Below are 26,267 nucleotides of genomic sequence, written 5' to 3'. Positions count from 1 at the left end.
CTTTATTTTAAATTTTATAAATGAAGCAATTTTTTAAGTTTTTAGGAGTCATTATTTTATTATTAATTGTTGCTGGAACAATTTTTTATTTTGCAAAAAATGAAGAATTTCCTGAAGGAAAACAAGGAAAAGAGGCAGATGCTTTAGCTATTAAAATGTTTAATGCGATAAATAACGATGCTTTTGAAAACACAGAAGTTATAGAATGGAGTTTTAGAAACGAACATCATTACAAATGGCTAAAACAAGAAAATATTGTACACGTTTCTTGGGATGATAATAAAGTAATTTTGAATACAAAATCTCCTGAACAATCTAAAGTTTTAGTAAATGAAGAAGAAACCAATAATCCTGATTTAATTAAAAAAGCGACCGGTTTTTTTAACAATGATTCTTTTTGGTTAGTGGCACCTTATAAAATTTTTGATGCTGGTACAGAAAGAAGAATTGTAAATTACGAAGGAAAAGATGCGCTTTTAATTACCTATAATTCTGGAGGTTCTACCCCTGGAGATTCCTATTTATGGATTTTAGACGATAATTATGTACCAATTTCTTATAAAATGTGGGTAGGAATTATTCCTATTGGCGGAATTTCTGCAACTTGGAATGATTTAAAAACCACAGAATTTGGAATAAGATTACCAACAAAACACGCACTTTCTTTATTTGGTTTGGAAATGGAAATTGGAAATGTAAAAGCCTACAATCCTAAAGCGAACGAATTGGCTAACAAAATTTTAAAAGCTATAAAACACGAAAATTATAAAAACACACGTTATTTAGAATGGAGTTTTGGTGGAAGAAGAAGTTTTAAATGGGACAAAGAAAAACACATTGCAGATGTTTCTTGGGATTCTATTCGTGTGAATTTACATCCTCAAAATAAAGAAAAAAGTTCTGTTTTCTTCAATGAAAAATTACAAGAAACTGCAGATTCAACAATTGTAAAAAAAGCTTGGGATATTTTTAATAATGATACTTTTTGGTTGGTTGCTCCTCATAAATTATTCGAAAACGGTATTATTAGAACCATTCAAAAAGAAGATGGTAAAGATGCTTTATTAATTAAATACACAACTGGTGGCACAACTCCTGGAGATTCTTATTTATGGATTTTAGATGAAAATTTTGTTCCTAAAAGTTACAAAATGTATTTAAAAAACGGAAGAATGAATGGTACACCAGCAACTTGGGAAGATTGGATTACCACAGAAAGCGGAACATTATTACCTACAAATCATACATTTGGTAATGGAGGAAAGTTAAGTATGGGAGAAGTAAAAGGATATAATTAAATGACGGCAAAAACTTTATCAAACGGAATTTTAAGAGCTTTAGGGATTCTATTAGGAATTTTTCTATTAGGGTATTTCTTATATACCATTCAATCTGTAATCGTTTATATAATTATTGCAAGTGTAATCTCATTAATTGCAAGACCAATTATTTTACTTTTAAGAAGAAAATTAAAATTCCCAAATACTTTAGCTGTTGTAACTACAATGGTACTTTTCTTGGGAATTATAACAGGAATAATCATTTTATTTATTCCACTTATTACAGAACAAGGAAAAAGTTTATCGCTATTACAAAGTGATGAATTACAAGCAAATATTCAGAATATTTTTAATCAAATAACTGCGTATTTTTCTTCTAAAGGAATTGATGTTTTAGGTGAATTAAAAAGTATTGACTTTACTTCTCAATTTAAAGAAATTCCTAACTTATTAAACTCTGTTTTAGGCACATTAGGCTCTTTAAGTGTTGGTTTATTTTCAGTATTATTCATCTCTTTTTTCTTTATGAAAGATAGCAGATTATTAAAAAATGGAGTGATGACAATTATTCCGAATAAAACTGAAGGAAGATTCTCAAAATCATTAGAAACCATTAACGATTTATTATCAAGATATTTTATTGGGTTGATATTACAGATTACAATTTTGTTCGTTTTATACACAATTATTTTACTGATATTCGGAATTGACAATGCAGTTGTAATTGCTTTTTTATGTGCTTTATTAAACTTGATTCCGTATGTTGGACCAATGATTGGAGCAGTAATTATGTTTATTTTATCGATGACAAGTAATATTGGTTTAGATTTTCAAAATGAAATTTTACCAACTACAATTTATGTGATGATTGGTTACTTTATTGCTCAAATTATCGACAATTTTGTGAGTCAGCCTGTTATTTTTTCAAAAACTACAAAATCTCATCCATTAGAAATTTTCTTGATTATAATTATTGGTGGTTTACTTTTTGGTATTGTGGGTATGATAACAGCAGTTCCATTATATACTGCTTTAAAAGTGATTTTGAAGGAGTTTTTATCTGAAAATAAAATTGTAAAATCGTTAACTAAAAACATTTAGTTTTTTTGAATAATAAAACTCTAAACACTGAAGTTCAGCAATTTATATCTGAAAATTTAAAATCAGATATCACAAAATTGATTTTTAAAGGAAGTCCTTTTGAAGGAGTTTCTGTTCAAGAAATTGCGAATCAGATTTTGGCAAAACAAAAATCATTTACCAAGTTACCAACTTGGTTTTCCACTGAAAATATTTATTATCCAGAGAAAATTAGTATCGAGCAAACTTCGTCAGAAATTACTGCAAAATACAAATCAGAAATTATTTCTGGAGATTCAATTATAGATATTACTGGTGGTTTTGGAGTAGATTGTTTCTATTTTTCGAAGCATTTTAAAAACGTTTTTCATTGTGAAATAAATGAAGAATTATCTGAAATTGTAAAACATAATTATCAACAATTAAACATAAAAAATATTGTCAATTTTTCAGGTGATGGATTACAGTTTTTAAAAAATTCTACAGAAACTTTCGATTGTATTTACATAGATCCATCAAGAAGAAATGATATTAAAGGAAAAGTTTTCTTACTAAAAGATTGTCTACCCAACGTACCTGAAAATATTGATTTTTTATTTACTAAAACCAATCAAATTCTTCTTAAAAACTCACCCATTTTAGATATTACAAGTGCTATTAATGAGTTGAAATTTGTAAAAGAAATTCATATTATCGCACTTAAAAATGAGGTAAAAGAAGTCTTGTTTTTATTAGAAAAAAATTATAAAAATACAATTGAAATTAAAACAATAAATATAAAAAAAGAGGAAATAGAAACGTTTAATTTTAATTATAAAGAAGAAGTGTTTTCTAATTATTCAGAACCTCTCTCCTATTTGTATGAACCAAATTCAGCTATATTAAAATCTGGCGGATTTCATCAAATAACAAATCAGTTAAATGTATTCAAACTACAGCAACATTCGCATTTATATACATCAGAAAAAGTAGTCGATTTCCCAGGTAGAATTTTTAAAATCGAAAATGTAATTTCTTACGACAAAAAGAAAATAAGTAAACTTTTATCAGAAAAAAAAGCAAATATTACTACTAGAAATTTTCCAAAAACAGTTGCTCTAATTAGAAAAGAAACCAAAATTAAAGATGGTGGAAATGCTTATTTATTTTTTACAACTAATTCAGAAAATCATTTAATTGTTGTTTTAGGTTCAAAAATTTAAGCTTTAACTTATTGTTAATAAATTATATATACTAAAATGAATTTTATACTGTTAATATAATTATATTTGTAATAGATTAAGTGTTTTATTATTAGGGGTATAAAACACTTAAAAAAAGTCTCGGATTAATTTTCGAGACTTTTGTTTTTTTACACAACTACTTTTTCAGTAAGTTTGTATAGAAAGCTTAACTTTCTCGTTTATGCAAACTTTAGTTTATCAGGGAATAAAAATCACTCATAAAAAACAAGCAACAATTAATGATGTTTTGGTGGTAGAAGCACCACTTCAAATTAACATTAATAATGAGGCATATACTGTTGTTATGAGAACTCCTGATAATGATTTAGAACTGATTAGAGGTTTGCTTTTTGCTGAAGATATTTATAAAAATTCTATCAATTTCGATATACAAATTGATAAAACAGAAAATGGAATTCCTACTATAATTAACGTACTAATTCCCAAAGAAAAGTTAGGAAAAGGATATTTAAACAAAAGAACTTTACTTTCTGTTTCTTCTTGTGGTATTTGTGGAAAACAGGAGTTAAAAGACATAGAAGTTGAAGGAGAAAAGTTAATTAATAAAGCTACTTTTTCATCTGAAATTATTCATAAAATGTATGTTGAAATGAATACTTTTCAAGATACTTTTAAAGAATCTGGAGGAAGTCATGCAGCTGCAGTTTTCAATAAAAAAAACGAACTTTTAACCATTAAAGAAGATATAGGAAGACACAATGCAGTCGATAAAACAGTAGGAGATTTATTGTTAAAAAATAGTTTAAAAAACGCCAATTATTTACTTGTAAGTGGTCGTGTTTCTTACGAAATTGTATCCAAAGCATTTATTGCTAAAATACCTATAATTGTTGCAGTTTCAGCTTGCTCTTCCTTAGCTGTAGATTTTGCAAAAGAATTCGGAATTTGTTTAATTGGTTTTACTCGAGAAGGTAAAATGACCATTTATGCAAACCCAAGTTATATAAAATTGAATTAATATGTCTGAAAAATCAAATGCACAACCACCAGAAAAATTAACTGGAATTCAATTAAAAGAAATTCCAGATTCTGCTGTTGGTTTTAAAGCTATTAAGTCTTCTCTAAATCATATTACTTCAGAAGTTGGACTCATAAAAGGGATTGGTTTACTTAAAAACTTAAATCAAAAAGATGGTTTTGATTGCCCAGGTTGTGCTTGGCCAGATCCAGATGCAAAGCGTGCTTTTTTAGCAGAATATTGTGAAAATGGAGCGAAAGCTGTTGCAGAAGAAGCTACAAAAAACAAAGTCTCACCTTTATTTTTTGCTACACATTCTGTACAAGAATTGGCAAAATTATCCGATTACGAAATTGGTAAAAGTGGAAGAATTACCCAACCAATGTATTTGCCTGAAGGAAAAGATAATTATGAAGAAATTTCTTGGGAAGATGCTTTTAATTTAATTGGTGAAGAATTAAATTATTTAGATTCACCTGATGAAGCTATTTTTTATACATCAGGAAGAACAAGTAATGAAGCTGCCTTTTTATATCAACTTTTTGTTAGACAATTTGGTACAAATAATTTACCAGATTGCTCTAATATGTGTCATGAATCTAGTGGTGCTGCACTTTCAGAAACTTTAGGAATAGGAAAAGGATCTGTAACTTTAGATGATTTTAATCACGCAGATTTAGTGATTGTTATGGGGCAAAATCCAGGAACAAATCATCCAAGAATGTTAACTGCATTAGGTGAAACCAAAAATAATGGCGGAAAAATTATTACTATAAATCCACTTCCAGAAGTTGGTTTACTAAATTATAAAGATCCGCAAAATCCTTTAAAATGGATTGGTTCTGGGCAAGATTTAACTGACTTATTTTTACAAGTAAAAATTAACGGAGATGTAGCGCTGTTAAAAATCATTTTAAAATTAATGACGCAAAAGGAAATTGAAAATCCTGGTGCTATTTTCAATCATGATTTTATAAAAGAAAAAACAGCTGGAATTGACGAAATGTTGAATGATTTAGATAATTATTCAATAGAAGAGTTACTTCCACAAACAGGTATTGAATTTGAAGAAATAGAAAAAGCAACCGAACTTATCATCAACAATGAAAAGATTATTATTTGTTGGGCAATGGGTTTAACACAACATAAAAATTCGGTCGATAACATTAGAGAAGTTGTAAATATTTTATTACTGAAAGGAAGTATTGGGAAAAAAGGTGCAGGAACCTGTCCTGTTCGTGGACATTCTAACGTACAAGGAGATAGAACCATGGGAATTTGGGAGAAATCTCCAGATTCTTTTTTAGATAAATTAGACAAGGAATTCAATTTTAAATCTCCAAGAAAACATGGTTTTGATGTTGTAGATTCTATTGAGGCAATGCACAAAAAGAAAGCAAAAGTATTTGTTGGAATGGGTGGTAATTTTGTTTCTGCAACACCAGATACAGAATTTACTGCAGATGCTTTACGCAATTGTAATTTAACGGTTCATATATCCACAAAACTGAATAGAAGTCATTTAATTCATGGAAAAAAAGCGTTAATCTTACCTTGTTTGGGTCGTTCTGAAAAAGACTTTCAATCTTCAGGTGAACAGTTTGTAACTGTAGAAAATTCAATGGGAGTTGTTCATCAATCTCATGGACATTTAGAACCACATTCAGACAAATTATTAAGTGAACCAAAAATTGTTGCAGGAGTAGCTAATGCAACTTTAAAAAACTCTACAGTAAATTGGACGAAACTTACAGATAATTACGATTTAATTCGTGATAAAATTGAAGCGACAATTCCTGGTTTCGAGAATTTTAATAATCGTGTTAGAATTAAAGGCGGGTTTTATTTACCAAACAATGCCAGAGATAATAACTTCACTCCTACCTCTACAGGAAAAGCTAATTTTAGCGCTAATAAACCTTCAGAAATTAAGTTGGAAGAAAACCAGTTTATGATGATGACAATTCGAACGCACGACCAATACAACACTACTATTTATGGCTTAAATGATAGATACAGAGGCGTTTTAAATGAAAGAAGAGTTATTTTTATGAATAAAGAAGATATGAATTCTTTAGGTCTAAAAAAATTAGATTTAGTAGATTTAACGAGTTATTTCAACAATGATAAAAGAGAAGCCAGAGGATTTTTAGCAATTCCTTATAATATTCCAAAACAATGTACAGCTACCTATTTCCCTGAAGCTAATGTTTTAGTGTCCATTAAAAGTAAGGCAGATATAAGCAATACTCCAGCTTCTAAAACAGTAATCATTACCATTAAAAAAAGATAAAAATGAAAAAGTATTTCTCAATATTTTCAATTGTTTTATTAAGTCAATTTATTTTCTCTCAATCAGAAAATATTCCTAAAAAAAAGGAACAAAAAGGATTTGCTAAAATCGATTTTCAATCACTTGATTTACCTGTTAATCCTTTAGGTGTAGATGACCCAAACATGGGTTTTACAGGTATTCATTATAATTTAATGTTAAACGACTGGGCTTACGCTGGTCTAGGTATTTACGGTGCAGTTTCAGGAAATAAAGGTGGTTTTTTTACTTTAGGTATTAACGCAGGTATAAAAAAATATTTTTCTAATAAATTTTATGTTGATGCTGGATTTCATTTTGGTGGTGGTGGTGGTGCTAGTGCGCCAGATGGTGGAGGTGCCTTTATTTTACCTCATCTAAATTTGGGGTATCAATTTGAAAATTTCTCAATAAATTCTGGTTGGAGTTATGTCAACTTTTTTGATGACGGAAATATTAAAGGTCATCAATTAAATATTGCTTTAGAAATTCCTTTAGATTTTGAATATGCAAGTTATGAATCTTCAGAAAAAGAATATAATATAAGTGATTTAAAAATATCTGATTGGAATAAAAATTCAAGCAGAAACTCTGTAATGCTTCATTTAAACAATCTTTCTATTAAAGGCGATACTAAAGACACAAATGGAAATAAATATAATGGAGAAACAATTAAGTTAGCTGGTTTTGAATTGACTTCATACATAAATAACAATTGGTTTACATTCTTTAAAGTAGATGGTGCTTATGATGGTATTAAAGCTGGTTATATGGATGTTTTTTTAGGAGGAGGATATCATTTATCTTTGAATAAAAACAGAACAAATATTCTAGCTAAACTAGGAATTGGTGCTGGTGGTGGTGGTGGTGTAGACACCAAAGGTGGTTTTTTAATTTACCCAGATATTTCTATAGAGCAAAAACTATTTAATGATATTTATTTATCAATTAATAAAGGCTTTGTAATGTCACCAGATTCATACTTCTACACTTCAACTTTAGGGTTTGGCCTTAAATATTACATAGAAAGAAATGGAATAATTTCTGAAAAAGATACTTATACTCAAGGAAAATTTAAAGGCCTAGATGTAATAGTAAAGCACGATTTATATTTTAATGCAAAAAGAGATTCTAATCCAACTGAAAATTTACATCAAATTTCTATGCAAATTAATTTAAAATTAAATAAAAATGTCTTTGTTGCTGGACAAACTTCTTTTGCTAATTTTGGAAACGCTGGTGCTTATGCAGAAGGAATAGTTGGTTTGGGCGTTAAAACTAATCCTATTTTTAATGATTCTACTTCACTTTTTACTCAAGTTTTAGGAGGAGCAGCAGGTGGAGGAGATATTAGTACTGGTGAAGGTTTAATTGTAAAACCAAGTATAGGCTTTAATTATCAATTAAATAACACATTAGACTTTAGAAGCTCATTTGGCTATGTAAAAGCTAAAGGCGGTAGCTTAAGCAGCCCATTTATTAATTTTGGGATAAAATATAATATATCCTTTTTAAAATTAAAATAAAAATTTGTACATTTGCAAAGTTAATATCCCTCTTTATTAACATACCCTCGAATAAAATTTATAAAAGTTCATAACGATAGATTTTCTATCCGTTATTTATTTGTAAAAATTAAAGCTCCCTAACTTTATAAGTATTTTTATGTACTATTATTTTAATAGTAACTGAAAGGCTGAAAACTTAACTCCTCTACAAAGTTAGTCTCTGTTTCTATAATAATAGTTTTTTATTCATTTTTTTAAATATTTTATTATGAAAAAAGCATTATTAGCTTTCACATTTGTAGGGGGACTATTAATTAGTTGCCAACCATTAAAAACAGAATTAGAACATTATGAGTCTAATAAAGAAACTGTTGAAAAAGAATTTCCAAATTATCACATAACATCATTTAGACAGTACAGTTATGTGTTTCAAGTTTCCAATCCAGAACATGTTATTAAAGTAACATTAGACAATCAAAAAATTATCAAGAGAGATACTCTAAAAGTATTTTCTTCTATTGTAAAAAAATAACTACTCCCACAAGTATGTTTATAATGATATAATATATATCCATACATTATATCTTAAAAGAGTAATCTAATTTAGGTTACTCTTTTTTTTGTGCAATCATATTTCATTTTACAAGAAGAATTTTTGTCAAAAATGTCGCCAATTTCAATAAAAAAATACTTTTATTTTTATACAGGTAAATATTATTGAATTTCAATAAATAATAAAAAAATCAACAAAACCTATAAAAACAAAAAAGCCTCACATTTCTGTGAAGCTTTAAGTGAGCCCTGAAGGATTCGAACCTTATTTAGTTTTATCAATGTTCATAGTATTTACCTCTACTCTATTATTTTTTGTATACCTAAAAGTGTGCCATATATATTAAATTTTATTATTATTTTTCTCTAGATTTTCTAATATCCTCATATAACTTTATACTTTTAATATGTATTTCTTTTGGTATTATTAATTTTTCATTTAAAAAACTTGTTGCTAATAAAACAACTTCGTCTTTTCTTTGATCAATTAATAATTTTCTTATTTGATTAAATGTTTTAACTATTGACTTATCATTTGAAATTTTCACTAAAGCATTTTTTAAAGGACCTGGCTCCATTTTTAACATTCCCTTACCATATGTTTTTGCGTTCATTTCAATAGAAATTTGACCATAAATAGATAACATACTAACCTGTATCCATTTTTCTTCTGTTTTATTTAACTTTCTTTTGTAATAAATTCTATGAATTGAATTAGTGCTTTGAATTTGGTGATTATTGAAAAACAAATATGGTATTTTTCCAACTCTATATGGAAAAAAAGCATCTGGAACTTTAGCAGTATTAATTGAGTACCATATATTTCTATTTTTACAATGAACCCTTTTATTAAATTCTTTACCTATACCCTCTTCAATAAAATTTGAAAATTGGTTTTTATAATCTTCATTAATTTTAACTAAAAATTTTAACTTTCCCAACTTATTATTTATGTAATCAGGAATCTCTTTAGCTTTAGTTAATATCGGCATAAGATCTTTTTTTGTAAACCCATAACTTATTAATTCTTCATAAGTTCTTATAAAGTACTCATTAGCTCCTGTAACAACACCTATCCTAATTTCTACAAAATCTTCTATCTTTTGAAATCCAAACTTTTTTATTAATATTTCTTGATTTTTTTTTACTTCATTTTTTTTTGTTAAAACTATTTTATTAGAAGACCAAACTTGATTATCAATTTTTTTAAAGTTAGGCTTCGATTTTAAATCCTTTAAGTAAGAAAATAAAATCTCTGTATTCTTTTCCCCAAAATTGTAGCCCCAGAACAAAACTACTCTTTCATCTATAGATTCAAAATATGGCTTATTTAAAGCTATAACTTTAATTGTTTCAAATTTATCATATAGTAGGATTCTTAACTTTTGAGCATAATCAGCCTGAATAAAAGCCCAAGGAATTATAGCACAAAAACTTCCACCTTTATTTAAATGCAGCATAGATTTTATAATGAAATATGCCCACATATCAGCATTCTTGCCTAATAGATTCATTTCTTTAAATCTAGTCAATACAACATCAATCTCTTTTTTATCTTGATTCTGACGACGTATATAGGGAGGGTTAGAAATAATAAAATCAAATTTGTTATTTACATTGTAATCAAAAAAATTTACCTCAATTAAATTTACCTCTGGTAAATGTAATAACAAACCATTTATAGGGTGTAAATCACAACCAAATAAATTTAAATTTGATATTTTCTTTGCTTGTGCTAATCTTTCAACAGCCAATAAAAGTGCTCCTTCCCCATAAGAAGGATCTAAAATTGAGTTATTGTTTTCAATATTTAAATCATTAATAAGGTAATCAGCTAATTTGTCAGGAGTATAATATATTCCATTATTTTTTTTAAAATCTTTGTTATTCTCCATAACAGTATTCCCTGAATGTTCTTTTAGATGTATGTCCGTTTTGAAAATATCCTGCTGTATTCTTGAAATATTCTTTTAATAAAAACTTTTCATTTTCAACCATAAAATTCCTCCATCCATCTTTTTCAATTCCTTTCTTAACCTGTTCATCTATGGTTTCACTTAAAATCATATCTAAAATTAATGCTAAATTTATAGGGTAATTTACTACTCTTGGTAAAGACATCCATGGATGAAAAGGTTCTAAATCAATTTTATGTTCAGAAATTTTAGGTGTTTCTTCTCCACAATACTGAAAATGATATAACGGTTTCATTTTTTCAAATGGTGCATAATCAAAATGATATTTTCTAATTAAATTATTATCTAAATCTTTAATAAAAACTGAATATGTACATTGTTCATAGTTTTTTTGAATTAAGCTTTCTATAACAACTGTACACTTTTTTTTTTCTAAACGTAAATTAAACTCAAAACTAAAATTTAAATTTTTTATTTTTTGTTGAAGTTTTGTGCTCTTGGGAAATTGATATGACAAAAATTTAGCTTGATCTGATAATTCTTTTAAACAGTTTTTAAAAGAGGAATAAGAACCTAAAAAAGATATTGTTTTAATTTCTTTAGAGATAAAATCAGTAAATTTCGGATGAGAACTGTTTATTTTTATCATAAGCCGTTCATAACTCTTAGTTCTTCAAAAAATAAAATATTATCATATTTAGAATGAGGAATGGTTTCTCTTAACTTCATTGGTTTCCAATTTGATGATTCAGTTTCATCTTCCGCAGCTACAGTTTCTGGAAATCTTTCTCCTGTAATTGAGCATTTAGATATTAATTCTTCTTTAGATTCAACTAACTGAGCACCCAACTCCCAAGGGAAACCTACATCATCAACATAATCATTAACAATCTCTAATAATAAATCTTTCCACCATAACTTTATATCAGAATTAAAAAAAACTCCATTATATATTGCCTTTTCAAATTTTGGTTCTACTGAATCAAATCCTTGCTCATTAAGTCCTAAAAAAGTTGATGACCATATCCTATCATATAAAAAACCAGGTCTAATAAAGAACACATCTCTACACCATTGATAGAGTTCGGATACATAACCAGAGATTGAAAAGTCAGTTTTAATATTATGAGGAAGTATTTTAAGAAAATCTTGTTCTAAATCTTTAGGAACATTAAAGAATTTCACTAAATCGTTTGTGTTTTCTGGAGGGTTTGATTTTAGTGAACTAAACCCTCTAACGATACTAATAATATTTCCTAAATTATCATCTATATGGTTATCAGGTATTATTAAATCATATGTTGATTTAATTCTTGAATCTAACTCTTCAATATCAGATGATGTTACACAAATCACAGGACAATTCCTCCAAGTTTCTCTTAAAAAAACACTAACTGTGGACCCTTTTTTTAATGTGTTTGTTTCAGCATTTGTAAGCCCATGATCTAAAATCACTAAATCTGGCTCGTCTCCTTTTAGCACCTCTAAAAGAATATTATCAATGTCTTTTTTAAAGACATCAATAAAATCTATAGTTACTTCTTTTTCACCTTCAAATCTTAAAGATGTTCTTAAATTATCGGAACTTTTCTTCCTTTTGCTCTCATCGTCAATCCAAATAAACTTCATTATTTTAAATACATTTCTATTTCTGAAGACCAACCATTTCTTGGTTTTATAAACTTTACGAAGCCTTCATTATTAATAACAATTTCTTTTACAATACCTAACCCTAAACCTGATCCCGAACCAATAATCATATTGTCTCCAGGGTTAATTTTATTCTCTAAATTTTCATATAATTTCCCTTCAGGATCTGCTATAAATGGAATAAACACCTCTTCAAACTTATCTTCTGAAAGTCCAATTCCTGAATCCAATATATTAATTTTAACAAACCCATCCTCTACAGATGCATTAATTTCTATCTCCCTCTTCTTGCCTCCTTTTGCTATTATCGATTTTATAGAGTTAGAAATAATATTTAGAAAAATAGAGTAAACTTCAGCTTCAAGTATGTTTTTAAAAATAATATTAGGTTTAATACTGTCATAATTAATCTTAATTTCATACTTTCCTAATATTAGTCCTAATACTTTTTCGATTTTTATTATTTTAGGTTTTAATGCTACTCTTCCCCTTTTATATTTTTTCTTGTTACTACTTACTAAAGAAGTCATTTCTAATAACTCTTCTAAACGATCGTTTAAATCTGAAAAATCATTTGAAATACTTACTAATTCCTTTTTACTTGAATCATTTAGTTTTTTAGCGACATTCAATATTGCTGTTTTATTTTGTGCCAACAAACCCAATAAAGATTTTACTTCATGTGAAAACACAAGCAACAAAGTAGATGTTGAAGCTATTAGCCTTAAATGTGCTAATTCATAATTTATAGAATCATTATGGCTTTTAATTGCTTCAGTTGCTTTAAAATAGACCTCTTCAAGTTGTTTCCTTTCTTCTGGCTCTAATTTATCTGCAACCGTATTAATTTGTTTACCAATATAACCTAATGCGGAATCAACAATTCTATTTTTTGAAATATCTTCAGCTACAAAATTCTCGAATTCTTCTCTAGCTCTGAATGCTACTTTTAAAGACTCTTGTCTCTTATGATAATCTCTCAAGATTGTAGACCAATCAATAGCAAAACGCACAAATTTTTTTAGTTCTAGTGTAGCCTCAGATTCGACAAACCCCTCTCTACTAGCTTTCATTTCAAATCCCGTTGCCCTCTCTCCAATTTTTACATCACCAATATAGTTTTTCATTGAAAGCATATTCAGTAATGACCTATCAGCTTCCACACCTTTTAAAGCATCTGCAAAATCTAATAATTGATCTTTTGGAGAAGCTAATCTTCTTGCTCTATCTTTATCTAAATCCAACCAATCTACATCACCGTAATCAGCAACTCTAAAATTTCTGTACTTTATTTGTACCCCACCCCAATCTCTTACTAAAGGAACTAAATTTTGTTTTGAAAGAATACTCACGTCTCTCATCTCCGCTCTTTCAACTAGCATTATACCTAATTTCAGAGAAATATCTCTTAAACTTTTGAATTTAAAATCAGATACAATTTTACGTTTTCCTATACCTAAAGCGTTTAGCTCGCAAACTGCTTGATTATTTTTATTTATAAATGCTGTTAACGTACCCCAACCAGCATTTAACAAATCCTCTCTTAAATCAATGATATCTTCGTTGAAATCCGGTGCTGTTAACATTATTAAAAACCCCTTATCTTCTTTAAAACCATCTCTATGAACACCTCTATTTGCAGTTAAAACAGCTAATTGCCTTTTTAACCAATTAAAACCTCTATGATTCCATTCGTCAGAAATTCCTTCAATTATTAAAGTTGTTCCCGTATAACCTTCTTTTATGATTGTCTCTTCTCCAACGCATTCTATTGTAGTAACATCAGAACCTGACTCAAATTCAGTCCAAGGGAAAACAACTTCTGTTCTTTGAATTTCTTTCTGTAATCCCAACTTATTTCCAGATGATGTACCATTTGTTATTAAAGTTAGTTTTTGTCCTAATCTTCTACAGGAAAATCTCCCAACACCTTTAGCTCCTGTGAGGTATCTCCCATATACTTTAGACTGATTAGACTCTCGCTTGTTAGTTGTGGCAATCCTCATCCAGTAATTTTTTACTGCCTCAAAGTTCATTCCCACACCGTTATCAACAATCTTAATCAAGTCATTTCCTTCAGAATCACTTTCAAAAATAATTTCAACTTCCGTAGCATCAGCATCATATGAATTCTTTACTAATTCAGATAATGCTAAATGTACAGTTTCCACCAACTTCTCGCCTAACTCTTTGAGTAATGCGCTATCAACAGTAAATTTTAATATTTGCTTCACTTTCTAAAACTATCATTTATTAATTTGACAAAGTAGGAATAATAAAATTATTTTGGAAAGATTTTTAAAGATAATCAGTTTTAAAATTACAAAAAGAGGCTTTTACACCTCTTTTTATTAATCAAAACACCAATAAAAACCTCCACTACTTTTCCGTTCACCTCTGCAAACTTTAGCAATACAACATTTATTACAACCAGTTATTTTTGAAGCTTCAGATATAGATTCAAATTCCACTATAAATTCACCTTGTAAAGAAAATTGATAAACTGTCTTTTTTCTACAATCCTTTAAAGGAATAAAATTATCTACAAAATCATAAGTCCAATAAAAGCCTTTACTGACTTTATTAACACTCAAACAAACCTTTGACAGGTCTTGCTTATTCAAACCAATTATAGCCCCTGCATTGGTTAAATTAGAGTACTTATCTATTAAAGATCCTGTTATAATATCATATTGGTATACCGTTTTTTGAATTCCACCTCCACTATCAGAATTATAGCCTTCTTCTTTTGAATTATACTCTAAAATATATTCTTTTTCTTTTTTAGCTAATTCATCTGTTGTGACAGCTGTATCAATCTGTTCCCACTTAAAAGCTTCTTCCCCATAAGTAGAAATAGCATTCTGAAATGTATAGCTTTTACCTCTTTTTGATTTTTTTAAATGGTCTTTTTTTCTCTCTTTTAAAGATTTAGTTGTTACTCCAACATAAATTTCTTTTGTTTCTTTATTTGTTACTTTGTACACAATCTTCTTCATCTCCTTTTACATTTTTAGTCATTTTAAATAAGTAATTACTTCCTGTTGACTTTGTTTCTAATTCTGCATCGTTCTCAAAACAATACTCTTTTAACCACTTATTGAATCTATGTGGAGATATTGTTTCTTCTGGATAACATTCTTTAAAAAGTGCTTCCGCTTCTCTTTTATCATCCCAAAAATTAAAATCTAAAAAATCATCTGCAAACTCAAGAAATTCTTTTGATGTATTCATTTCTAATTTCTTTTGATTATAATTGATCGGTGTTGCTTTCACTAAACCATACTTCAAATAAGAAGTTAAACATTCCATTAAAAAGTGATAGAACTTCTGCCATTCTTCAATTCCCCAATCTTCGTTAAAAAACATGTTACCAAATTCTTTTTCTGGAGTAAATTCTTCGTCATAATAATTAGCCACTTCAAATTCAAATCTTCTTCTTAAATCTGAAGAACCTCCAGGACCTTTTACTGGATAATTTGAAGTAATTATTATTTTTGGAGAATCTTCGTGTTTAATATAAAACGCATCTTTTCTTTTTTTCTCCACTTCGACACCTGTAGTTATCATAGAATAAAACAATTCCAAACTTGTAGTCTTGTTCAAATCGTCATATGTTATGATGTCAGTTGTTAAGTTTATTCTTTGATTTTTAAACCAACTATCATTTTTTATTGATTTACCATCAAACAATTCTAAATCTCTAACTTTGGATAAAGCAATAGATAGTAACGTTTTCCCAGTACCTCCATTTGTCTTATCATTTAACACCATATTTTCATCATATAGTATTATTGCTTTTGCCTCATCTTTTATTTTACATCGATGGAGTAAATAGCCTAAAATTGTTTTTAGTGATAAAAATCTGTTTTCATCTTTTTTTGAGATATTAAAACAAAACTGTTGAAACTGACCAATTGACTTATCTTTGTCCTGAACGTAATCGTGCTTTATTATTCTGCTTTCCCAAATTACATAGGGCAATTCGCTATATTCTTTAACTTCAATTCCATCTTCAGAAATTACACTATAGCAATTTTGATAGTAAAAAATACCTGAATCTTTTCTATCCCTATCTCTTGGTAGCTCATCAACTGGTAAAAAGCTTAGTTTTTTGTTGTTTATTAAGTTACCTACACTACTAACAAACATCTCGTAGACTTTATTTTCTTTTATCTTTTTAAGATAATCCCCAACAAAAGCAATCATTTCAGCTTCTGAAGTTATTCTAATTCGATTATTATTATTTTTAACTAATATATGGTTAGCATCTGCTAATTTTATTCTTACAAATCCATTATCCGCTAAAAACTTTAATAATTCTGAATTAACTATTTTTATATTCCCTTTATCATCATTCCTCCAAAAAGGAGTTTCTCTCTCTAAAATCATTTTTTTGAATTTTTTAATTATTTTAAATGTTTTAGCAAGGAAAGTTCTAATTTGATATTCGCTTTTGCATTTTTAGAGCGACAATTTACATTAACACAGAACTTACTGTTGCTACTGCAAAGTTACGATGGATTTTAAGTTTTTATATGGGACAAAGCGATGTCCCCCGTTAGTTAAATTAGCTATTTTAATTCAAAAAAATCAGCTTCTTGGAACTTATCTTTTAATCTATTTAAAGCTTTGGCAATACCTTTATCTCCATTTTTAAAACCATATAAAGTCCTTCTATTGATTTCAAAATTTTCATAAGTTTTAGTTACTTTATCAAAAAATCTACAATTATTCTCAATTAGTATTTTTAATTCTGGAAAATCAGTCCATTTAATGATTTCATTTTGACGAAGAATATAGAATAAAGCTAAAACATCATAAGAAGAAATTCTAAAATTTATTTTATCTCCACGATATACATCTTCTTTATAATTAGTTTTTTGTATTTCTTCAAGACATATTTCAAACTCTTTAAATACCAAATCTTTAATTTCTTTATTTAAATGAGTTATACTTTCTATTAGCTCAAAATATGATAAAAGTTCATTTGTTTTTTGCTGGTAGCACAATTCTAAATTTCCATTTGAAAGTTTTAATATCTCAAATTGTTCTTTATAATGAGACATAAAATTTATACTTAAATATTCTATTTTTGGAATTAAATAATCTTTAAAAAAATACTCTTTATGTTCTTCATTTATTCCTGTTTCTGTATTTAGACCCCCATATAGAATTGAAAATTCATCTAAAATAGGTTTGCTAAAAAAAGATTTTTCTTTGTTTATTCTAATATCATAATATTTAAATAAATTTTGTACACTTAAATATCTATCAGAATCTAAAATGTCAATAAAATCTAATATTTTATTCATAGTTAAAAGTTGATAAGTTGACTTGACAAGTTTGACAAGTTTTTTCTATAAAAATACACAACATATAATAATTGAATATGTTGTGCATAATTTAGCTATCTTTTTAAGTATTTCTTTAATTATATAGGAGGAAAAGTCTCAAAAGCTTGAATATCCAAAATACAACATAGACTCCTTTGTTAATTTAAATAATTATAAAATGCTGACTATAATAAGCTTTATTCCTGATGACATAAACAGATTGTAAGTCTTTGGTAATTTTTACTTTATTTACAAGTACAACATCATCTTTATACAACTCTCCAATATTATACTTTAATTTAACCCTAAAAGGGCATTTCAAGCATTCTAACTTACCATTTCCATTTACAATGTAAAGTTCATTAGGAGAGCTATATTTCATTAATTCAGCTATTTCTTCATCAGTCATTTTTAAGTTATTTAAATTTAAATATTATCCCAAATAGCTATAATATTAATGATGCAGATACCAATTTGGAATTCTATTTTCTATTGAATTACCTATGCTTTGTATAAACTCATACGCATTTACATTTCTCTCCAAATTATTATCTATATATGAACTCTTGTTAGCTTCTGTGAATAAATTATAAACATTCCATAAACTTATCTGATTATCTGATCTTCTAAAGTTTTCATCATTGAAATAGTCTTTTACTACAGAGCCAATTTGTGAATCTGTCAATTGTATTGGAAACTTTCCTTGTTTCTCAATTTTAGATAAAAAGTGGTACATCCTCATTTTACCAACAAAATGCGCAAATTGTTTTTCACTAAATGAGTATTTACTTAATTTCTCCATATTACCAAGATGCCTATCTTGATTATAGTTATTTATTAGGTTATGAATAGCTTCTTGTAGTTCTTGAATGCTACTAACTCTTATTTCTGAATTTAAACCATCTGTTGCAACGCATAAATTTGTGCAAACCGTATTTTTAAACCCGATGAATACTTTAAACTTTTCAATAGATTTTTTAGAAAACAGGTTCTCTTGATTGTAGGCTCTTACACCTCCTACTGATAAATTTAATATCTGATTATTAACAACAATCTGTTTATTAGGAATTTCTATCATAAAAGCCATTCTTTCATAATAAGTAGTTTTCTCGTGTTCTAACAATTCTTTCACAGGTTTACCTATTGCTGAAGGAATCCTACCTTTTATTTGATGAGATATTCTAATAGATGGATTTATTGAATTTACTTTAAAATAGTTTTTTGCTATTTCTTTTGTAGCATCAATGAATTCATAATGTGAAATTGTACATTCATTATCTTTAGCAAAAACAGGTATTATACATTCATTTTGTAAATGTTCTAAACTGACTTCTTTTGTATTTGCTTCAATAAATTTACTTGAAGATTTCTGGATTATTGTATTCGTTTCTTGAATGATATCTTCTACTTGATGATTAGCTATTAATTCCATTTTCTGATATTTTATTAGGTTGAATAATTTCTTTTTGTTCTATAATCATAGATTTCATCGTTTCAATTTCTTGTTTCCGATTCAAGATAGTTGAGTTTAATTCTTTTTTAAGTCCAGAATATTTTTGATATAAATGTCTCAATCCTTCTATAGTTGTACATTCTGCTATTTCTTTTTTAGCTTCTTCTATGGATACACCTTGATTACACCATTGAATTAACATTTTACCAACTCCTTTAGTAATTATAATCTCTGGTTTATCCATGAATAGACCTGTTCTATCTTTAGATGCTTTTGCTAAATGTTTATCATTAACAAGTTCAAAATTTACTGTAAGTTCATACTCAAATCCTTCTCTTGTAATCTCTTTTGTACCGTGTTTAATTACTTTAGTTCTTCCATTAGAACCAGTATCTAAAGAGTAATCTATTTTTCTTCTCGCTGTAGTTACTATATGACATGTTGATTGTAAAATAGCATCTATAAAAGATTGATGACGTGGCGTTATTTTTGCCCAATCTTGAAACCTACCTCCTAATTGTTCGTGTAATTGCAAACAACCACCTTTTCCTTGCCATTCGTGAGTAATGGAATCGATAATAATTACTTCCATTTGTTCTTTTTCACATAGCCTAATAGCCTCTATATATCGCTCTGGACTATATGGTTGGTTTAAAGAAACTACATTAAATTTCCCCAAATGAGAATATAAAGAAGCACTGTTATTTTCTGTATCAATAACAGCAACTTTAGTCCAATCTTCTGTAATACCATAAGCTAATAATAATGCTGAATAAGTTTTACCAAACCCACTTGCTCCTGACAATCCTAATCTTAATTTAACCTGATGTCTTTGTGCTTTTTGTAATTGCATAATTTTAATTGTTATTCGTTATAATTTATTAAGTGAGACTTTCTCACAAAAAAAAGACATAAAAAAAGAGCCTATATTTCTATAGACTCTCAATTTATATCTGGTAAGAAGTTGTTAAAAAACCTCTTCCTTTTTTACAAGGTTATCTTGTAAAATAGCTTCTTCTTCACTCACAAATTCATTTCTTTCTGTAAGTGTAATAATTTCTCCAGTACTTGGAACGGTGTATTCATAAGGTTCAACACTTATTTTTCTAATTGTTCCCGATAATTCTGAACCAATTAATGCTTCACAAGTAGCTTGATTGAATGTACAAGGAACACTTGCTGTTCTTGCTGTTAAATACATTTTTCCCGTTTCTTTACTTTTTACAGCTTCTACTCCTGCTTGTACTTTTAGTGTACAAAATTCTGTCCCATCTTCTTTTTGATAGGTTTTGAAATCTACAATTTTTACCATAGTTTTTTAAATTTAAAGATTAATGTTAACGGGGGGATACCCCAAAAGCAAAAATGAGTGGGGGCCTGATATCTATGTTATCCCACGCTATCATTGATGATAAAAATTTAAAACTAAAAAACCACTTATCCCGCCGAGCTAAAAAGGATAAGGGGGGGGGTATTCATAAAACTGAAACTTTATGTTTTTAAAAAAAAGTTGTCAAAAAAAATTAGAAAAAAATTATTTTTTAAAACAATATTCTGTCAATTCGCCAAAAAAAACTTCTCTTTCTAAAAACGTGCCTAAATTAGGAGTTCCGCTTATAATTATTGTATTATGACCTTTTTCAGTTAGTTCTCTAACTGTTAAAGCATTTCCAAAAATAGGATGCAATACAATAAATATTTTTTTTACTATTTCATTTGAATTAAATAAAGTTATTATTGAATGTACATTTTGAAAGAGAGTTTCATTCTCAAATGTATTCATTGTTGTTTCTATGTTAACTACTTCAAACTTATGATTCTCAATAGAATCTTGATAAAAGGTAGTAAAAAACATAGTATTGACAATCTCTAAATCTTTAATTTTATCTCCAGAAGAATCAAACCTAGTAAAATCTTTTTCACTTAAATCTAAACTAAAAAGATTAATAATACTTGATATTTGATTCTCAATTATAGCTTTAACATTTGCTGTATCTTCTACTTTATTAATTGAACTTTTTTTATTAATATAGTTTATATAAAAATCACTGAAAAATAAAAATTCATAAAGTAATAACTCTAGTGATTTATTATGAACTGATAAATTTAAATCTTCATTATTCTTTTTTTGTTTATACTTTGGATAATATTTATCCATCAGGTAAAAAATCAATAGTATTCCTACAATATAAAATAACCACATATTATTTCAGAATTTGAGTTAATAGTAAAGTAAAAAATAACAATACACCAAAACACCCTACATTGGTTTTAGTGTATCCATTTTTTAATGCCAAATATTCTTCACTAGAAAAATGTTTCATAACTAGTGTGAAAATTATGTTTTCCCATTCCTTTGAACTTAAATCGTTATTAATTATAGGTGAACTGGTTTTTTTTATTGTTTTCAAGCCTAAAGTTGTAACTACTTCAAAAATTACTCCACCATTACTTGTCGGATTTAATTCATAATAGTCATAACCTAGTTTATGAGAAGACAATGGTATCATAAAACTTAATTTTATTGAATCATCTGATACTAATGAATAATTTTTATCATTTATAAAGAACAATAGCGCTTCTTTGAAGTTTGGATATTTTGTTGATATTTTCATAGTTAAAATTTTGTTTAAATATAATTAATTATTCTTTACGCGACCTTTAGTCCGCGTTTTTTCTTTTAACAACTTATTCCTTTGTTAAATGGTTAGCATAAACAAAAGAATATGTAATTTTATAGCTAAAGAATGGATAACTTGTAGCAAATCCAATAGGTCTTTTGCTATTAACCATAACATTGATGAGAAAACTGTAAGGAAGATTTTAAAAGAAGATGGTTACAGGATACCAGTAAAAACTCTTCAAAAAATCTGTGAAGCAAAAGAAATTAAGTTGTCAACTTTTTTTCAGCTTATTGATGAATAATTTTTACTATATTTGAATTGAAAGAAATTTCTTTTTCTTTTTCATAGCAATTTACTCCACCTCTCTAAAGAAGTGGAGTTTTTACTAATTATAGAGTTTATTAACCTCATCACTAACTTTCTTTTGTACAACCTTTCCATAATGAGATTGTGTAATATTCATATTAGAATGACCCAATAATTCAGATACAATTTCCATTGGTACATTGTTAAATAAAAGTACAGTTGTAGCAAAGGTTTTTCTTGCTGTATGATGAGTTAACTTTTTATCAATTCCAATTAATTCAGAAATCTCTTTTAAATAAGAGTTAAACTTCTGATTACTTATACCAGGTAAAGTATCATTGTATTTATCTAAAATAGCTCTTGCTTTTGGCAATAGTGGAATAGATATCTTTCTATTCGTTTTCTTTCTAATCATCTGAATCCACTCTTTATCATCAAACCCAATTTCTATGTTTTTAGTTGACAAAGTTGACATTTCAGCATAAGCTAATCCTGTATAACAGCAAAAAATAAATAAATCCTTTACTTGTTGTAATCTCTCTTGACTAAAATTGTGTTTCTCTAATCTCTTTAATTCTACATCAGTCAAATAAATAATTACAGTTTTGTGCTTCTTATTTTTATATAGATGAAAAGGGTCTTTCTTTAAGTAGTTCTCTGAAATAGCAAACTGAATTACCTTCTTTACTCTTTGAATGCTCCTATATACTGTAGCTTGTTTTAACTTTAATTCTGTTTTATAGAAATATTCTAAATCTTGGATAAACTTTAAATCCAAGTCTTTCAATCTAACATCTTTCTTTTTATAGAATTTAGATATAAATAAAGCAACTTTTCTTCTGCTCTCCACATACCTGCTCCAAGATAATTTATTAAAGTCAATTCCTATTAATTTCTCTGTCTTCTGATTATGTAAATCATAAGCTCCTAAAATGGTGATTTCTTCTTTAGAATCTTCTCCTTTATATTTTCTATAAATATCATCTACATCAAAGTCATTTGGTAAGATTTGAAGCATTAAAAAAGCCTTATCTATCTGTTGATGAATAAGGCTTAGTTTGTTGTTTAAAAGGGTGTTTTCTTGACTGGGTGGAATAGCTTTCTGCTTACCACTATCCCAATTGTCTGGATTGATAAAAATACCTGTGGAGAATTCTTTTCTACTTTTTAAAAATGTAATTCTACATCTTATTGGGCATTTACCCATTTTATTTATCCTGTTTCTCTGTAGAAAAAAGAGTACAGCTAATTTAAAATTATTCATAGATTTTGATTTTATAAAAATGGTACACCAGAAGAAAAAGTGGTACACCAGAAAGTGCACCTAAAAAGGCATACATTGATTAATAAATTGATTGATGTGATAGTATATAAAAGAATAGAAAGTGTCTTTAAACCCTTACAAAACCTATAGAAAACAAAAAAGCCTCACATTTCTGTGAAGCTTTAAGTGAGCCCTGAAGGATTCGAACCTTCGACCGCCTCCTTAGAAGGGAGGTGCTCTATCCAGCTGAGCTAAGAGCCCGTAGTTTTTATGTTTCTACGAAAACAGTGTCGGGGTGGCAGGATTCGAACCTGCGACCTCCTCGTCCCAAACGAGGCGCGATGACCGGGCTACGCTACACCCCGAGTTTACTAAAAATTTGCGGAGAGACAGGGACTCGAACCCTGGCGACAGTCACCCGTCGACAGATTAGCAATCTGCTCCATTACCACTCTGGCACCTCTCCGGTTTTTAAGAACTTAATAGCACTTCTTTAAAAATGCGAGTGCAAATGTAATACTACAATTACAATTTAGCAAGATGTTTTTAACTTTTTTTAATATTTTTTTATTCAGGGTATTCTACTCGCAAATGATAAATATTCATTAACTTCTTTTTAATGACTTTTTTTATAGTTTCTATCTCTCTAAACGTGATGTTTGAATTCAAAAATTGATGATCTGACTTCTGTTTATCAACAATTTTCTCAATTAAATTATCTATGGTTTGTGCTGTTGGTTTTTTTAAACTTTTGGAAGCAGCTTCCGCAGCATCACACATCATTAAAATTGCTGTTTCCCTAGAAAAAGGTATTGGACCTTGGTATTGAAATTTTTTAATATCAACCTCACCATCAATATTCATTTCTTTTTCTTTAGCATAAAAATAATACGTTGTACTAGTTCCATGATGTGTTCTAATAAAATCTATAATTCTATCTGGCAATTTGTGCTTTTTAGCTAACTCTATTCCTTTTATAACATGGTCTGTTATTATTTCCGAGCTATCTCTTGGTGATAAATCGTTATGCGGATTTACACCAGTAGATTGATTCTCTATAAAATATTGCGGATTAATCATTTTACCAATGTCATGATACAAGGCACCAGTTCTAACCAACATCGAGTTTGCTCCTATTTCATTAGCAGCAGCTTCCGCTAAATTTGCAACTTGCATAGAATGTTGAAATGTTCCTGGTGCTTTCTCATTTAATTCTCTTAATAATTTTGTGTTTGTATTTGATAATTCTAGCAAAGTAACATCAGAAACCAAACCAAATATTTTTTCATACATGTAAATTAAAATTATTGATAAAAAAGATAACAATCCATTTGCTGCAAAAAGCATGAAATAATCCCAGTTTATTTGTGATGCATTTCCCATTTTTATAATTGAAAATGCAAAATAAGTTATCATATATATTCCTGTTATTTGAGCAACTGAAATAAATAAATTTGCTCTCTTATACAGTTCAGAGACGGATAGAATTGTTACAATACCTGCAATAATGTGTAAATAAATAAACTCGAAACTATTAGGAACAATATAACCTAAAAGCAATACAGTTAAAACATGTGTAAATAATCCTAAACGAGCGTCAAAGAAAGCTTTTAATACAATTGGAAGGACACTTAATGGTACAACATATAAATAGTCTGAATTATATTTTATAACCAATGTTTGTATAAAAATCATTGAAAAAACATTAAAAAATATAAAGGTAACCTTGTTATTATTATTATAAATTTCTACTCTATATTTTTGAAGAAATAAAAGCAACATCAATAAGGCTAGTGCTACTAAAATGGTGTAACCGAAAATAATCCAATTGTAATTATTATCTGTCCAAATTTTAGATTCAGACTCACTCTTTAAGGAATTTAAAATAGCCAGCTTATCCCCTTCTACAGTATCTCCTTTTAAAATAATTAATTTTCCTTCAGATATTTTTCCTTTGGTATAAGAAATGTTTTTAATATCATTCTCTATTATTTTTTGAGTAAACTTATCATCATAAGAAATATTAGGCTTTATAATTTCAGATAAAATATTCATTAATACTCTTTGAGAGTAATCGAAAGGTTTAACACCTACATTTTTTTCAATTTCTAATAAAACTTTTCTAGAATTATAAAGATTTTTAAAAAGAATATCTTGTACTTCATTTTCTTTTCTAAGTGCTATCATTTCATCTTTATTAGAAACTCTATCTTCACTTATAACTTCTAAAAAACCTGTATTATAAATTTTATTAATTACATTTTCACCTTTAACGTCTAAACTTTTTATAACATCATATGTAAGTGAATCGGATGGATTTAAAGCATTAATTCTTCTTTTAAATGTTGCATTTACACCAGTAACAACATCAAAATCATATGAAAAATATAACTTTGCATTAACTTCAATTTCTTTTTTCTCTATCTTAATTTCTTCATCAGTTTTTTGAATAGCAAAATCAAAAGGTGCATATAAGTTATCATATTTCCAAAGTTGACCGTTATTAAAATCGTATTGAAATTGCGTGCCTTTTGGAAATAAATAAACAATAGCAATAGTGGTTATTAAAAATAATATTGCCTTGTATATTGTGGTATTATTTTGATATAATTTATTAACTATTTTACTCATTTTATTTTTCTTCTAACAACAAACTTACAGTAAAAATTTCAAGGTCAAAAATTAGGTTTGCAGAATCAAACTAAAATTGATTAAAAATGGTTATTTTTGTAGGATAAATCTTAAAGTTTATAATTTTTAAATTTATCATAATAGAAAAGCTATT

Annotated in this window: 23 protein-coding genes and 3 tRNA genes; 8 read left to right on the top strand and 18 right to left on the bottom strand. The window is 27.9% G+C overall.

The features are described from left to right. Positions 1-20 precede the first annotated feature (20 nt). The 7 genes from H9W90_RS02470 (at position 21) to H9W90_RS02440 (ending at position 8,913) form a co-directional block, all read left to right on the top strand. Positions 21-1,298, top strand: coding sequence for a hypothetical protein (locus H9W90_RS02470; RefSeq protein WP_187482890.1), 1,278 nt, complete (start codon positions 21-23; stop codon positions 1,296-1,298). Continuing rightward, the gene (locus H9W90_RS02465) at positions 1,299-2,381 is read left to right on the top strand and encodes an AI-2E family transporter (RefSeq protein WP_187482889.1); all 1,083 of its coding nucleotides are present in this window, start codon (positions 1,299-1,301) and stop codon (positions 2,379-2,381) included. A 5-nt stretch (positions 2,382-2,386) separates the two neighbouring features. Next, positions 2,387-3,562, top strand: a complete 1,176-nt coding sequence (locus tag H9W90_RS02460) for a class I SAM-dependent methyltransferase (RefSeq protein ID WP_187482888.1) — start codon at positions 2,387-2,389, stop codon at positions 3,560-3,562. 202 nt (positions 3,563-3,764) lie between these two features. Beyond that, positions 3,765-4,562 carry a formate dehydrogenase accessory sulfurtransferase FdhD gene (gene fdhD, locus H9W90_RS02455; protein WP_187482887.1) on the top strand — a complete coding sequence of 266 codons (798 nt, stop codon included), beginning with the start codon at positions 3,765-3,767 and terminating at the stop codon, positions 4,560-4,562. 1 nt (position 4,563) lies between these two features. Beyond that, positions 4,564-6,855: an FdhF/YdeP family oxidoreductase gene (locus H9W90_RS02450; protein WP_187482886.1), complete on the top strand. Its 2,292-nt coding sequence runs from the start codon at positions 4,564-4,566 to the stop codon at positions 6,853-6,855. Between the two features lie 2 nt (positions 6,856-6,857). Beyond that, entirely contained in the window at positions 6,858-8,399 is a 1,542-nt protein-coding gene (locus H9W90_RS02445) for a hypothetical protein (RefSeq protein ID WP_187482885.1), read from the top strand. Between the two features lie 250 nt (positions 8,400-8,649). After that, complete coding sequence (locus H9W90_RS02440; RefSeq protein ID WP_187482884.1) at positions 8,650-8,913, top strand: hypothetical protein; 264 nt, start codon at positions 8,650-8,652, stop codon at positions 8,911-8,913. A gap of 376 nt (positions 8,914-9,289) precedes the next feature. Here H9W90_RS02440 and H9W90_RS02435 read toward each other — a convergent pair whose 3' ends face one another. The 13 genes from H9W90_RS02435 to H9W90_RS02375 all read right to left on the bottom strand — a co-directional run bounded on the left by H9W90_RS02435 (position 9,290) and on the right by H9W90_RS02375 (position 21,903). Then, positions 9,290-10,828, bottom strand: coding sequence for an N-6 DNA methylase (locus H9W90_RS02435; protein WP_187482883.1), 1,539 nt, complete (start codon positions 10,826-10,828; stop codon positions 9,290-9,292). Beyond that, the gene (locus H9W90_RS02430) at positions 10,818-11,498 is read right to left on the bottom strand and encodes a hypothetical protein (protein WP_187482882.1); all 681 of its coding nucleotides are present in this window, start codon (positions 11,496-11,498) and stop codon (positions 10,818-10,820) included. The genes H9W90_RS02435 and H9W90_RS02430 overlap by 11 nt, the downstream gene beginning before the upstream one ends. Further along, positions 11,495-12,478 (bottom strand): response regulator, encoded by a 984-nt coding sequence (locus tag H9W90_RS02425; RefSeq protein ID WP_187482881.1) that lies wholly within the window; start codon positions 12,476-12,478, stop codon positions 11,495-11,497. The genes H9W90_RS02430 and H9W90_RS02425 overlap by 4 nt, the downstream gene beginning before the upstream one ends. Beyond that, positions 12,478-14,733 carry an ATP-binding protein gene (locus H9W90_RS02420; RefSeq protein WP_187482880.1) on the bottom strand — a complete coding sequence of 752 codons (2,256 nt, stop codon included), beginning with the start codon at positions 14,731-14,733 and terminating at the stop codon, positions 12,478-12,480. Before H9W90_RS02420 ends, H9W90_RS02425 begins: the two co-directional genes overlap by 1 nt. 117 nt (positions 14,734-14,850) lie before the next feature. Then, positions 14,851-15,498, bottom strand: coding sequence for an NUMOD1 domain-containing DNA-binding protein (locus tag H9W90_RS02415; RefSeq protein ID WP_187482879.1), 648 nt, complete (start codon positions 15,496-15,498; stop codon positions 14,851-14,853). Continuing rightward, entirely contained in the window at positions 15,467-16,891 is a 1,425-nt protein-coding gene (locus H9W90_RS02410; protein ID WP_187482878.1) for a primase-helicase family protein, read from the bottom strand. Before H9W90_RS02410 ends, H9W90_RS02415 begins: the two co-directional genes overlap by 32 nt. Positions 16,892-17,073: 182 nt before the next feature. Continuing rightward, positions 17,074-17,814 carry a hypothetical protein gene (locus H9W90_RS02405; RefSeq protein ID WP_187482877.1) on the bottom strand — a complete coding sequence of 247 codons (741 nt, stop codon included), beginning with the start codon at positions 17,812-17,814 and terminating at the stop codon, positions 17,074-17,076. A gap of 184 nt (positions 17,815-17,998) precedes the next feature. Continuing rightward, positions 17,999-18,244, bottom strand: a complete 246-nt coding sequence (locus H9W90_RS02400) for a hypothetical protein (protein WP_187482876.1) — start codon at positions 18,242-18,244, stop codon at positions 17,999-18,001. Between the two features lie 45 nt (positions 18,245-18,289). Further along, complete coding sequence (locus tag H9W90_RS02395) at positions 18,290-19,267, bottom strand: DUF3871 family protein (RefSeq protein ID WP_187482875.1); 978 nt, start codon at positions 19,265-19,267, stop codon at positions 18,290-18,292. Then, positions 19,251-20,141: an AAA family ATPase gene (locus tag H9W90_RS02390; protein WP_187482874.1), complete on the bottom strand. Its 891-nt coding sequence runs from the start codon at positions 20,139-20,141 to the stop codon at positions 19,251-19,253. The genes H9W90_RS02395 and H9W90_RS02390 overlap by 17 nt, the downstream gene beginning before the upstream one ends. Before the next feature lie 114 nt (positions 20,142-20,255). Next, on the bottom strand, positions 20,256-20,600 hold the full coding sequence (locus H9W90_RS02385) for a hypothetical protein (RefSeq protein ID WP_187482873.1): 345 nt from the start codon (positions 20,598-20,600) through the stop codon (positions 20,256-20,258). Between the two features lie 222 nt (positions 20,601-20,822). Beyond that, a complete protein-coding gene (locus H9W90_RS02380; protein WP_187482872.1) occupies positions 20,823-21,446 on the bottom strand; it encodes a hypothetical protein in 624 nt (207 codons plus the stop codon). A 46-nt stretch (positions 21,447-21,492) separates the two neighbouring features. Continuing rightward, the gene (locus H9W90_RS02375; protein WP_187482871.1) at positions 21,493-21,903 is read right to left on the bottom strand and encodes a hypothetical protein; all 411 of its coding nucleotides are present in this window, start codon (positions 21,901-21,903) and stop codon (positions 21,493-21,495) included. An 88-nt stretch (positions 21,904-21,991) separates the two neighbouring features. Here H9W90_RS02375 and H9W90_RS15555 point away from each other — a divergent pair, with 88 nt between their 5' ends. Continuing rightward, positions 21,992-22,213 carry a helix-turn-helix domain-containing protein gene (locus H9W90_RS15555; protein WP_437440067.1) on the top strand — a complete coding sequence of 74 codons (222 nt, stop codon included), beginning with the start codon at positions 21,992-21,994 and terminating at the stop codon, positions 22,211-22,213. A gap of 84 nt (positions 22,214-22,297) precedes the next feature. Here H9W90_RS15555 and H9W90_RS02370 read toward each other — a convergent pair whose 3' ends face one another. The 5 genes from H9W90_RS02370 to H9W90_RS02350 form a co-directional block, all read right to left on the bottom strand. Continuing rightward, positions 22,298-23,482 (bottom strand): site-specific integrase, encoded by a 1,185-nt coding sequence (locus H9W90_RS02370; RefSeq protein WP_187482870.1) that lies wholly within the window; start codon positions 23,480-23,482, stop codon positions 22,298-22,300. Positions 23,483-23,669: 187 nt separating this feature from the next. Further along, positions 23,670-23,743 (bottom strand) — tRNA-Arg (locus tag H9W90_RS02365). A 29-nt stretch (positions 23,744-23,772) separates the two neighbouring features. Beyond that, positions 23,773-23,847 (bottom strand) — tRNA-Pro (locus tag H9W90_RS02360). A 17-nt stretch (positions 23,848-23,864) separates the two neighbouring features. After that, positions 23,865-23,948: transfer RNA gene (locus tag H9W90_RS02355), tRNA-Ser, on the bottom strand. Between the two features lie 101 nt (positions 23,949-24,049). Then, positions 24,050-26,113 (bottom strand): HD family phosphohydrolase, encoded by a 2,064-nt coding sequence (locus H9W90_RS02350; protein ID WP_187482869.1) that lies wholly within the window; start codon positions 26,111-26,113, stop codon positions 24,050-24,052. Positions 26,114-26,267: the final 154 nt, after the last annotated feature.

Source organism: Polaribacter pectinis, from assembly GCF_014352875.1.
Taxonomy (GTDB): domain Bacteria; phylum Bacteroidota; class Bacteroidia; order Flavobacteriales; family Flavobacteriaceae; genus Polaribacter; species Polaribacter pectinis.
The sequence above is the reverse complement of the archived record's forward strand: the minus strand, read 5'-3'. Positions and strand labels throughout refer to the sequence as shown.

Bases quoted from the DNA above. Each gene is read 5' to 3' on its own strand.
- H9W90_RS02470 (WP_187482890.1), top strand. From the start codon at position 21: ATGAAGCAATTTTTTAAGTTTTTAGGAGTCATTATTTTATTATTAATT.
- H9W90_RS02465 (WP_187482889.1), top strand. From the start codon at position 1,299: ATGACGGCAAAAACTTTATCAAACGGAATTTTAAGAGCTTTAGGGATT.
- fdhD (WP_187482887.1), top strand. From the start codon at position 3,765: ATGCAAACTTTAGTTTATCAGGGAATAAAAATCACTCATAAAAAACAA.
- H9W90_RS02450 (WP_187482886.1), top strand. From the start codon at position 4,564: ATGTCTGAAAAATCAAATGCACAACCACCAGAAAAATTAACTGGAATT.
- H9W90_RS02445 (WP_187482885.1), top strand. From the start codon at position 6,858: ATGAAAAAGTATTTCTCAATATTTTCAATTGTTTTATTAAGTCAATTT.
- H9W90_RS02440 (WP_187482884.1), top strand. From the start codon at position 8,650: ATGAAAAAAGCATTATTAGCTTTCACATTTGTAGGGGGACTATTAATT.
- H9W90_RS02435 (WP_187482883.1), bottom strand. From the start codon at position 10,828: ATGGAGAATAACAAAGATTTTAAAAAAAATAATGGAATATATTATACT.
- H9W90_RS02430 (WP_187482882.1), bottom strand. From the start codon at position 11,498: ATGATAAAAATAAACAGTTCTCATCCGAAATTTACTGATTTTATCTCT.
- H9W90_RS02425 (WP_187482881.1), bottom strand. From the start codon at position 12,478: ATGAAGTTTATTTGGATTGACGATGAGAGCAAAAGGAAGAAAAGTTCC.
- H9W90_RS02415 (WP_187482879.1), bottom strand. From the start codon at position 15,498: ATGAAGAAGATTGTGTACAAAGTAACAAATAAAGAAACAAAAGAAATT.
- H9W90_RS02410 (WP_187482878.1), bottom strand. From the start codon at position 16,891: ATGATTTTAGAGAGAGAAACTCCTTTTTGGAGGAATGATGATAAAGGG.
- H9W90_RS02405 (WP_187482877.1), bottom strand. From the start codon at position 17,814: ATGAATAAAATATTAGATTTTATTGACATTTTAGATTCTGATAGATAT.
- H9W90_RS02400 (WP_187482876.1), bottom strand. From the start codon at position 18,244: ATGACTGATGAAGAAATAGCTGAATTAATGAAATATAGCTCTCCTAAT.
- H9W90_RS02395 (WP_187482875.1), bottom strand. From the start codon at position 19,267: ATGGAATTAATAGCTAATCATCAAGTAGAAGATATCATTCAAGAAACG.
- H9W90_RS02390 (WP_187482874.1), bottom strand. From the start codon at position 20,141: ATGCAATTACAAAAAGCACAAAGACATCAGGTTAAATTAAGATTAGGA.
- H9W90_RS02385 (WP_187482873.1), bottom strand. From the start codon at position 20,600: ATGGTAAAAATTGTAGATTTCAAAACCTATCAAAAAGAAGATGGGACA.
- H9W90_RS02380 (WP_187482872.1), bottom strand. From the start codon at position 21,446: ATGGATAAATATTATCCAAAGTATAAACAAAAAAAGAATAATGAAGAT.
- H9W90_RS02375 (WP_187482871.1), bottom strand. From the start codon at position 21,903: ATGAAAATATCAACAAAATATCCAAACTTCAAAGAAGCGCTATTGTTC.
- H9W90_RS15555 (WP_437440067.1), top strand. From the start codon at position 21,992: ATGGTTAGCATAAACAAAAGAATATGTAATTTTATAGCTAAAGAATGG.
- H9W90_RS02370 (WP_187482870.1), bottom strand. From the start codon at position 23,482: ATGAATAATTTTAAATTAGCTGTACTCTTTTTTCTACAGAGAAACAGG.
- H9W90_RS02350 (WP_187482869.1), bottom strand. From the start codon at position 26,113: ATGAGTAAAATAGTTAATAAATTATATCAAAATAATACCACAATATAC.